The sequence below is a fragment of the Mesorhizobium sp. M7A.F.Ca.CA.002.05.1.1 genome (assembly GCF_003998335.1).
Lineage (GTDB): Bacteria > Pseudomonadota > Alphaproteobacteria > Rhizobiales > Rhizobiaceae > Mesorhizobium.
The window spans coordinates 1-2,432 of the sequence record NZ_RZQI01000879.1; the positions used below are offsets into that span (position 1 = coordinate 1).

Annotated in this window: 3 protein-coding genes; all 3 read right to left on the bottom strand. The window is 61.7% G+C overall.

Annotated features, from left to right (window positions below):
* On the bottom strand, positions 1 to 944 hold a 944-nt coding region (locus EN939_RS29920; protein ID WP_127271262.1), incomplete at its 3' end, for an AAA family ATPase.
* A 25-nt stretch (positions 945 to 969) separates the two neighbouring features.
* Positions 970 to 1,704: a CpaD family pilus assembly protein gene (locus EN939_RS29925; RefSeq protein WP_127271264.1), complete on the bottom strand. Its 735-nt coding sequence runs from the start codon at positions 1,702 to 1,704 to the stop codon at positions 970 to 972.
* A 14-nt stretch (positions 1,705 to 1,718) separates the two neighbouring features.
* The coding region (locus EN939_RS29930; RefSeq protein ID WP_164751341.1) for a type II and III secretion system protein family protein at positions 1,719 to 2,432 on the bottom strand (714 nt) is incomplete at its 5' end.

Sequence of the window (2,432 nt, forward strand, 5' to 3'; positions counted from 1 at the left end):
GTGTTGCGCAGATTGGCGAGTTCCGGTGTCGCGGTGATGACGATCTCGTCGGCCTTGACCAGGGTGTTCTTGGTCCAGCCCGTCCAGGCATGCGGGACGTCGAGCACCAGAAGCGGCACGCTGCGCTGGGCGGTGTCGATAAGCTGCGCGAAGGCCTCGGGATCGAAATCATAGACCCGTTCGAGCGTCGAAGGCGCTGCCAGCAGCGACAGATGCTCGGCGCACTGGGTCAGCAGCCGGTCGAGATAGACTTCATCGATGCGTTCGGGTGAAAACACCGCCTCGGCGATGCCTTGCGCCGGATCCTGGTCGAAATTGATGTTGGCGGTGCCGAAAGCCAGATCGAGATCGGCGACGACCACTTCGGATTTGAACAGGGAGGACATCGCCCAAGCCACATTGTGGGCGATCGTCGAGGAGCCGACACCGCCCTTGGCGCCGACGAAGGCGATCGAGCGGCCGAGCGGCTCGGCTTCCGGATCGATGAAAATCGACGACACCACGCTGACGATGTCGGCCATCGAGACCGGAGCGATCACATATTCGGAAATGCCGTTGCGGATGAGCTCGCGGTAGAGGCCGACATCATTGTAGTGGCCGATCACCACCACCTTCGACGTCGGATCGCAATATTCCGAGAGCTGGGCGAGTTGCTCCAGCAATTGCTTGGGCTCGCTGCGCGATTCCAGCAGGATCAGGTTGGGCGTCGGCGCCGATTGGTAGAATTCGATGGCAGTGGGGACGCCGCCCATATGGACCTTGAGATGCGCCTTCGTCATGCGGCGGTCCTCGCCGGCGCGCTCGACCGGGTTGGCAACACCCTCGGTCTCGCAGAATGCCTGGATCGAGATGCGCGGGATCGGCCGCAACGCCTGCATCGCGGCGATGTCCTGCTGCGAGGTATCGCTGCCGTCTACAGGAGTGTCATAGGCCAGATTGTTCATGTTCGTGTACTCCGAACTGCGATCGTTAGTAGCTAACTTCGCCTTCTGCTTCCCAATCAAAGAAGGGTTGATTTCGGTACCCATCGATGACTTTCCCACGCTGCTCGGCGTCGATAGGTGCCTGCTTGCGCGGTCCGAGCAGGTCGGCCGGATTGGCCATCTGGGCGGCGAGGTTGTTCTGATACGAGCAGCCGAAATCGGCGTAGTGCTTGTTTTCCGAGGTCTCCACCAGATCTTCGGGCCAACGCCCGCATTTGTCGGTCTGAGCTTTCACCGAGATATAGGCGACGCGAATCGGGGCCGAGGCTTCGGCGGAAGCGGACTGATAAGAGGTCATGACAATCCGGTTGCGCTTGATGCCGCTGGCAACCACCAGCCTGACAAAATCGCGGCTGGCAGCGGCCGCCGCGATCTCGTTGGCCGAGCCGACAGGGATAGCGATCGTCACCGCCGGAGCGGCGCTCCTGTCGTAGCCGTCGAGAAAGCCCGAAAGCGTGTCACGCTGAGAGCCCGTCATACCACGGTCACCGGCGCCCACCGGCAGGTCTATCTTCTGGTTCTTCTCCGCGATCACGATCGGATGGTTGGTGCGATAATCGTCCGGGATGGCGCCGACCGTGATGCTGTCGCGCTGGGCGCAGCCGGTGAGCAGCGCCGCCACCGCAACCGCCAGGACAGGAACGAACCGCCGGCAGACCTGCGAGCGGCCAAAGCGCATCGGTGCGGCGATGGTGCTTGCCTTCAATGCTGACTGAGACATGTCCGCTTCCCCGCTCACTTGTAGATGAAGCCGACGACGCCGTGGTAGCGGCCGTTGGGCTTGTCGGTCTGCATGGTGCCGTAGACGCGATTGACTCGGCCAAGGAACATGGCAGCGCCATCGCTGGCGGCGTTGAAATTGTCGTCCGGCTTGGCAAGGTCGTTGCGCGCCACCGGCTTCACCAGATAGGGCGTGATGATGATGACGAGTTCGGTCTCGTTGCGCACGAAATCTCTGCTGCGGAAGAGCGCGCCGAGCACCGGGATCTTTGTCAGCCCGGGCAACCCGTTGACGGCTTGCCTGACATCGTCGCGAACCAGGCCGGCGATCATCATGGAGCCGCCCGAGGGGAGTTCAACGGTCGTATCGGCAAGACGTTTGCGCAGCGACAGTGCATTCATGCCGGGGCTCGTCACGCCTGAGGAGAGCGATACGGACCCCTCGGTTGTCGGCTCGGAAACCGACGTCCTAACTTTCAGGCTTATGCGACCGGGAGACAACACCACCGGCTGGAATTCCAGGCCGATGCCGTACTCGATCTTTTCGATGGTGTAGGTCTTCAGGCCGGTCTGGTTGTCCTGCGATACGTTTGCTGAGACACCTGAAACCATATTGTATTCACCGCCGACCTTGAAGGTCGCCTTCTCCCCGGATACGGCGGTCAAAGTCGGCTCCGCCAGGGGTTTTATGACCCCCGACTGCTCCATGGCGGTGACAAAAGCCTGCAG